Origin of the sequence: Thermogemmatispora sp. (genome assembly GCF_019683635.1) — a bacterium.
Lineage (GTDB): Bacteria > Chloroflexota > Ktedonobacteria > Ktedonobacterales > Ktedonobacteraceae > Thermogemmatispora.
In genome coordinates this window covers 1-6,535 of the sequence record NZ_JADGIA010000253.1, presented here as the reverse complement: position 1 = coordinate 6,535, position 6,535 = coordinate 1, and the positions used below count along the sequence as shown (strand labels likewise).

5 protein-coding genes are annotated in these 6,535 nt (G+C 65.5%); 2 read left to right on the top strand and 3 right to left on the bottom strand.

Annotated features, from left to right (window positions below):
• Window positions 1–57: 57 nt before the first annotated feature.
• Window positions 58–312 carry a helix-turn-helix transcriptional regulator gene (locus IRZ31_RS19315; protein WP_297156748.1) on the bottom strand — a complete coding sequence of 85 codons (255 nt, stop codon included), beginning with the start codon at window positions 310–312 and terminating at the stop codon, window positions 58–60.
• 227 nt (window positions 313–539) lie between these two features.
• Here IRZ31_RS19315 and IRZ31_RS19310 point away from each other — a divergent pair, with 227 nt between their 5' ends.
• Window positions 540–932 (top strand): hypothetical protein, encoded by a 393-nt coding sequence (locus IRZ31_RS19310; protein WP_297156744.1) that lies wholly within the window; start codon window positions 540–542, stop codon window positions 930–932.
• Between the two features lie 72 nt (window positions 933–1,004).
• On the opposite strand, the gene IRZ31_RS19305 is transcribed toward IRZ31_RS19310, so the two are convergent.
• Window positions 1,005–1,145: a hypothetical protein gene (locus IRZ31_RS19305; protein ID WP_297156741.1), complete on the bottom strand. Its 141-nt coding sequence runs from the start codon at window positions 1,143–1,145 to the stop codon at window positions 1,005–1,007.
• Between the two features lie 72 nt (window positions 1,146–1,217).
• The gene (locus IRZ31_RS19300; protein ID WP_297156737.1) at window positions 1,218–1,508 is read right to left on the bottom strand and encodes a helix-turn-helix transcriptional regulator; all 291 of its coding nucleotides are present in this window, start codon (window positions 1,506–1,508) and stop codon (window positions 1,218–1,220) included.
• Between the two features lie 427 nt (window positions 1,509–1,935).
• On the opposite strand from IRZ31_RS19300, the gene IRZ31_RS19295 reads away from it, so the two are divergent.
• A complete protein-coding gene (locus IRZ31_RS19295) occupies window positions 1,936–6,504 on the top strand; it encodes an NACHT domain-containing protein (protein WP_297156734.1) in 4,569 nt (1,522 codons plus the stop codon).
• Window positions 6,505–6,535 lie beyond the last annotated feature (31 nt).

Sequence of the window (6,535 nt, the reverse complement as noted above, 5' to 3'; positions counted from 1 at the left end):
TGTTGAGCGGATGTCTGGTGTTGCAACCCTACGGTCAAGCGCTCAAGTGAGGAGACGCTAGCTGTCCTCCGGCAGGCTTTTGAGCCGCTTCCGCTCCTCTTCGGCCTGCCACTTCGGCACGTCTTCAATAATATCCGTAACGGGCACGCCGAGCGCCTCAGCTATACGATTTAGAGTGTCTGTATTGACCGTTCTATAGGGATCATGAAATATCCATCTTACGATGTAATAGCTAACTTGTGCCCGCAGAGAGAGCTGGTGCATTGAAATGCCTTTCTCTTGTGCTACCTCTTTCACACGCAGGCGTAACACACGCTCTCCTCAGTGTTTTTTTTAAGCTTACCAGAGTATCGTAATCTCGGGTATTCTATACTTTTATAAGCATAGCAGTATGCGCTTTTCGCTATACGCTTATTTTTAGTGCTATATCTATTGACTAATCGGCTTAATCATGGTAGGCTAGGGATAGGATGACAAACGACAGGAAGGAAGGAGCCTGATGGAAGTGTCACGTTGCTGGTAGAGAAAGGAAGTGAGTGATGACGCAAGGGGAACGGGGGGGGAAGCAGGTGATGATGGGAGTCGGTGCTGACGACCTCAAGGCCATCAAGTACATTCTCCTGTTTTATGGGCGTTACTTACAGTCGGGCCAGGCTGGTCAGCCGGTGAGCCATCGCAGCATCAACCGCATACAGCTTGTCCTGCTCAAGATTGAGCAGATTATCAGCGGGCAGGTTATCCTTCTGAGGTGGGACGAGCTGGGGCTGATCACCGAGGCGATCGCCACCTTCACCGAGCTGGTGCGCCGCAAGATTGGCGCCTCCAAAGAGCGTGATGAGGTGCTGGCCAACTGCGAGCAGCTCCACAACTACCTGAGTCTGGTCCTGCCGTCCATCCACCCAACCCTGAAAGGAGGTGGGAGCGGTTCCTGAGACATCCTGCTGCTGAAGAGGGTCTTCGCTTTTCCTCTACCCCTACTCTCTAAACCTCCATCTCGTCTGCTATCAGCGCCCACGCAAGAGCGCGAAGACCCCCTTCTGGTCCAATCGCTTTCCCGAACGAACGCAGCGACGGCTAATCTTTGGCGAGATGGCGCGGGTGGGAGCGTCGAGCCTGGCTCGGCGCGTCGGGACCACGCGCGCCATCTTCTCCTTCTCTACTCTCAGTTTTTGCACCGGTCCGGCATTGACTTGCCTGGTCCCGCTCGCCCAGAGCAGCTACGGCGTCTGGCGGCGGGGCCAGCGTCCTGGCCGCTGGGGCACCGCCAGCTCCGCCGCCAGGGCGCGCTGTTCGCGGATCATCTCCTCCACCGAGACATCTTCCAGCAGGATGGTCGTCGGCACCCCCAAAGCGTGCGCAATGCGGTTAACGGTGTCCGTGTTGGTGGGCCGATAGGGATTGCGATAGATGGCCTTGATGATGTTATAGCTGACCTCTGCCCGCTGGGACAACTGGTTCATGGATATCCCCTTGTCACGTGCGACCTCTTTGATGCGCAGCCGAAGCACGATTCTACCCTCATAAGCGAAGATCTTTCTGTCAGTATAGCTCAATCATGCCATTTGTGGAAGAACTTCTTTACAATTTTCGCCTGGACTAGAAGGATGTCTTGATGTTTATGCTCTCTCTACTCTACACAAGAGGCTCCAACTCTCTGGATGGCGCCGGGGCCGAATCTATGGTATACTGGGCGAAGAAGCAGGCAGTTCTGCGGGACAAGAGCAAACGCCGACGTGGCCTGGGCCAGGCTCAGAGGCGCTCTGATCCGTTTCCTGAAGAGCCTGCGGGTTACGGGTCAGCCGGGCGAGGAAAGGAACTGAGCCAGTCAGGGCAGTCTTTGTCAGTCGGGCCTGAGCGGACCATCTATTTCTGCCTCTATGGATCTATTGTAGCCGATCGCCATTCACGTGAGCTGAGGCAGGCCGGAGGAGCAGCATGCAGCCGGGAGCTGGCGCCAGAGGGAGCTTGCGCGTCTATCTCAGCTATGCCAGCGCCGAACGGTCCTGGAGCGAGCGCATTGCGCAACGGGTGCGGATAGCCGCGCGCGGGGCAGGTTTAGAGCCGCCCGTCATCGTGGGGCCGGGGCAGATCCTGGCCGGCAGCGACACCCGGCGAGCCAGGCGCGCCGCCCTGGAGAGCGCTGATCTAATCCTGCTGCTGGTCAGTCCCGACTTCTTTGAAAACCCCGACTGTCTCGACGACCAGGAGGTAGCCCTGGCGCGGCGCGACGAGGGCGTTATCGTCGTCCCCATCATCGTCCGTCCCGTGGGCTGGAAGTATACCGAGCTTGGTCGGCTGGAAGCGCTGCCTCCGGGCCACCCGCTTAGCCGCTCGCGCGATGAAGGACTCTATCTTGTTGAGGAAGGGCTACGCCGGCTCATCAGCGAGCTACGGGGGCGCCGCCAGAAAGCCGCCGGCGCCAGCCAGCTCCTGCCCCAGCAAGAGCAGGCTCTGCGCGCCATGCTCATCGATCATCAGCCCTTCATCGCCAGCCGACTGGAGGGCTTCGTTGGGCGCGGCGTCGAGCTGGCCGCCCTTCGTCAGCAGATCGCCGAACTGCAGCCGGGCGGAGGCTATCTGATCATCAGCGCTCAGGCCGGCCAGGGCAAAAGCAGCCTCATCGCCCGTCTCGTGCAGGAAGAAGGAGCGGAGCGCGTCCCGCACCACTTCCTGCCGCTTGACCCGCCCCTCGACCACGTCGTCGCCCTCCTGCGCGACCTGCTGGCGCGTCTCATCTTCGCCCAGGCCCTTGACCCGACGCCCCTGCTGGTCGCTGGCACCAGTCGCGCCGCCCTGACGACCGCTTTCTGGAACCTCCTCAACGAACTGGGCAGCCGTGGCGAGCGCGTCCTGATCTGCATCGATGGTCTTGATCAGCTCCCGCGTGACCCCAGTGGCAGACGCGACCTGAGCTTTCTCCCCACGCAACTGCCGGCGGGCTGTGTTCTCGTGCTGGGCAGCCGGCCCGACGATCTCCTGCCGGCCCTGCATCAGCGCGGGCCGGTGCGTGAGTATCGCCTGCCGCCGCTCAGCCGTGCCGATTTCGACCAGCTCCTGCGCGAGCGTGGCCTGCAGCTCACGCGCGCCGAGGGCGACCGTCTCTACGCCTTCATGGAGCAGAACACCCTCTACCTTGACCTGGCGGCGCGCGCGCTGGAGCGCGACCCGGCCCTCACCGCGGACGCCCTCAGAGAGCGCCTCTCTAGCGACCCCGCCAACATCTTCAGTCTAAGCATCGATCGTCTCAAGCCGCATCCCCTATGGGAGCACGCCATCTATCCCCTGCTTGGCCTGCTGCTGGTCGCCCGCGAAGCGCTGGGGCAGGGGCAGCTCAGCCAGATCCTGGCGCCGCTGCCCACCTACCAGGTGCGCGACGCCCTGCAGCAGCTTGGGGGCCTGCTCATCGCCGACGGCGGCGGGCGCTACAGCCTCTTCCATCCCAAGCTGCGCGACTATCTCCGCCAGGACCCCGAGCAGCCGGCCAGTCCCTACCTGTTCAGCGCCGCCGAAGAGGCCCACTGGCATCGGGTGCTGGCTGACTGGTGCGAGCGCGGCGGCAGTGAGCTAATCTGGCAAGAGGCGCGTCACGATCCCGACGAGGCCGCGCGTCGGCGTTATGCCCGTCAGCATCTGGCGGCCCACCTCTTCTATGGGCGGGCCTGGGAGCGGCTCTTTGCCCTGCTTGACGCTGGTCACTATGGGCAGAGCAAGATCCGCCAGCTTGATCCGAGCACCCGCGCCTATGCCAGCGACCTCGACTTGGGGCGGCAGGCCGCCGCCTGGGAGGGCTGGAGCTTCAGCGAGGGGCTGGCCCAACTGCCGCGGCTGTGGCACTACACCCTGCTGCGCTGCAGCCTGAGCAGCCAGGCCGAGCGCTATCCGCCGGAAGCCTTCGCCCTGCTCGTTCAGCTTGGGCGGCAGCAAGAGGCCATCGGGCTGGCCGATCTCATCAGTGATCCCGGGCGGCAGATCGAGGCGCTGGTAGCCATCGCGCGCCAGCTTCAGGAGCAGGGGGCGCCTGAGAGCGACTACGGGCCGCTCTACTGGCGTGCCTGCGACGTAGCGCGGCAGAGCAGCGAGCCGGAGCGCCTGGCGCCGTTGCTGAGCGAGCTGGCGCGGGATCTCTACCGGGCTGGCTGCACTGAGCCGGCCCTGCAACTCTGGTGGGCTGCCCTCAGCGTGGCGCGGCGCGCAGTCCCGGCAGATCTCTGTGCCGAGGCCCTGCAGCAGATCGCCGAGGGGCTGGCCGAGGCGGGTCAGAGCGCCGAAATCGAGGAAATCATCGAGGCCATGCCCCCCAATACCCTGCAGGACGAGGCACGGCTGACCCTGGTCGAGGCGTTGGCCCGCGCCCGGCGCTGGACTGAGGCCAGCGAGGTCGTGGAGGCCATCAGCGAAAGCGCCGTGCAGCAGCGTGCTGAAGCGCTGGCTGTGCTGGGGAGCGAGCTGGCCCAGGCCGGCGAGCAGGAGAGAGCGCAGCAGCTCTGGCAGCAGGCGGAGCGGCTGGCGCTCACCATCTCCGGCGGCAGGCAGCAAGCCAAGGCGCTGCTCGGGCTGGTGCGAGCTTTGGCCCGCGCCCAGCAATGGAGCGAAGCCGAGCGGATCTGCGAGCTTGTGCCCGACCAGTGGCGGCGAGGAGAAGCGTGGCTAGAGCTGGTTCGCGCCTGCGCGGCTGGCGGGCGTTGGCGGGAAGCCGAAGCCAGCAGCGAGCGTCTGGAGGACGAGAGGCAGCAGGCGGAGGCCCGGCAGCATCTGGCCGAGGCGCTGGCCGCTGCCGGGCGCTGGCAGGAGGCCGAGGGGCACAGCCTCCGCATCCCGCTCCCACGTGAACGCCTGCATACCCTCACGCGGCTCGGGCTGGCCCGGGCCGCGCGTGGTCAGCTCCGCGAGGCGCAGCGGCTCTGGCAGCAGGCTGAGGCTGAGCTTGAGCGACTGGAGAGCGGCGACGAGCAGTGCGTAGCCTGTGTGCAGCTTGGTCAGGCGCTGGCGCGGGCGGGTCTCCATGAGGAGGCGCAGCGCTGCTGGCGGCAGGCTGAGGCCATCATTCGCACCCTGCCAGAGGGAGAAGAGCGGCGCGAGGCGCTGGCCCCGCTCATAGAGCGCCTGATCCAGCTTGGGCGCTGGCAGGAGGCGGAGCGTCTGGCCACGACGCTCGGCGACTGGCAACAGCAGGCCCAGGTACTCATTGCCCGGGGTCGGGATCTCAGCCAGTCGGGGCGGCGGGCCGAAGCCGAGCAGCGCTGGAGGCAGATCGTTGGTCTGGTGCGCAAGCAGCCGGCCAGCCGCGAGCAGATTCAGGCGGCACTCACGCTTGTGAGCGCCTTCGCTTCCCCCGCGACCTGGGACGAGGCCGAGCGCTGGGTTCGCAGCCTGGTGCAAGGTCAGGAGCGGGGCGAGGTCCTGGCCTACCTTGGGCGGTTGCAGGCGCTGGCGGGGGCCAGAGAGCGAGCGCGGCGGCTCTGGCAGGAAGCCGAGGCCCTGATTGCCGGAGAGGCCAGCAGTTGGGAGCAGTCGGACGGCTACCAGGCGCTGGCGCGCGAGCTGGCCCAGGCCGGCGAATGGGAAGAGGCGGCTCGCATTGTCGAGTGCGTACCCGAGGGTTGGGAGCGGGCCGATGGCCAGGTCCTGCTTGTCAATGAGCTGGTCAAGGCCGGGCGGCTGGACGAGGCCGAGCGCTGCTGTCGGGCCATTGAGCTGGAGCACCAGCGAGTTCAGGCGCTGCTGATCCTGGGGAAGGGCCATGCGCGGGCGGCGGAGTCGGAGCCGGAGCGGCGGGCGCGGGCCGAGGAGTGCTGGAGCGAGAGCGAGCGGCTCATTGCGGGCATGTGGGCTGAGCAGCGGGCCGAGCTATTGGCCGCCCTGGGCGAAGCGCTTGCCGCCGCTGGTGAGCGGGAGCGGGCGCGCCAGTATTGGCGGCAGAGCGAGCAGCAGATTGCGGCGCTAGAGGGTGAGGGTGGGAAGGCTGAGGCGTTGGCTGTTCTGGCTGAGACCCTCATTGCCGCCCAGGAGTGGGGCGAGGCGGAGCGCCTGCTGAAGCACTACCCGTACAGTCAGCGGGCGAGTGAGCTACTGGCCAGGCTGGTTGCTTCGCTGGCGGAGGCCGGGCATTGGGAGGAGGCGCAGCGGATCAGCAAGGCCATCAGCCTTGATCAGGAGCGGGCGCGGGCCTTAGCAGTCCTGGGGCGGGTCTTAGCGCAGGCCGGACAGCGGGAGCGGGCACATCAGATCTGGGCCGAGGGGCGGCAGTTGATTGGGGGCATCATCAGCGAGGAGGGTCAGGCACAGGTTCTGCTGGCCCTGGGGCAGGCGCTGGCGGAGGCAGGCGAGGCAGAGGAGCTACTGCGTCTGGTGCAGCAGGAGTGGTCGCGAGTGGGCACGCGCGTGCAGGCGCTGCGGCTCTTTCCGCTGGTGGGCAATTTGATCGGACGCTCCCCCGAGCTGGGGTCGGCTTTGGGAGAGGCTTTTGTGCAGGTAGAGCGCTTTCTGAGCGGGGCCGGAACCTGAGCCATGCGACTGATTGACGCTGTGGTCAGCG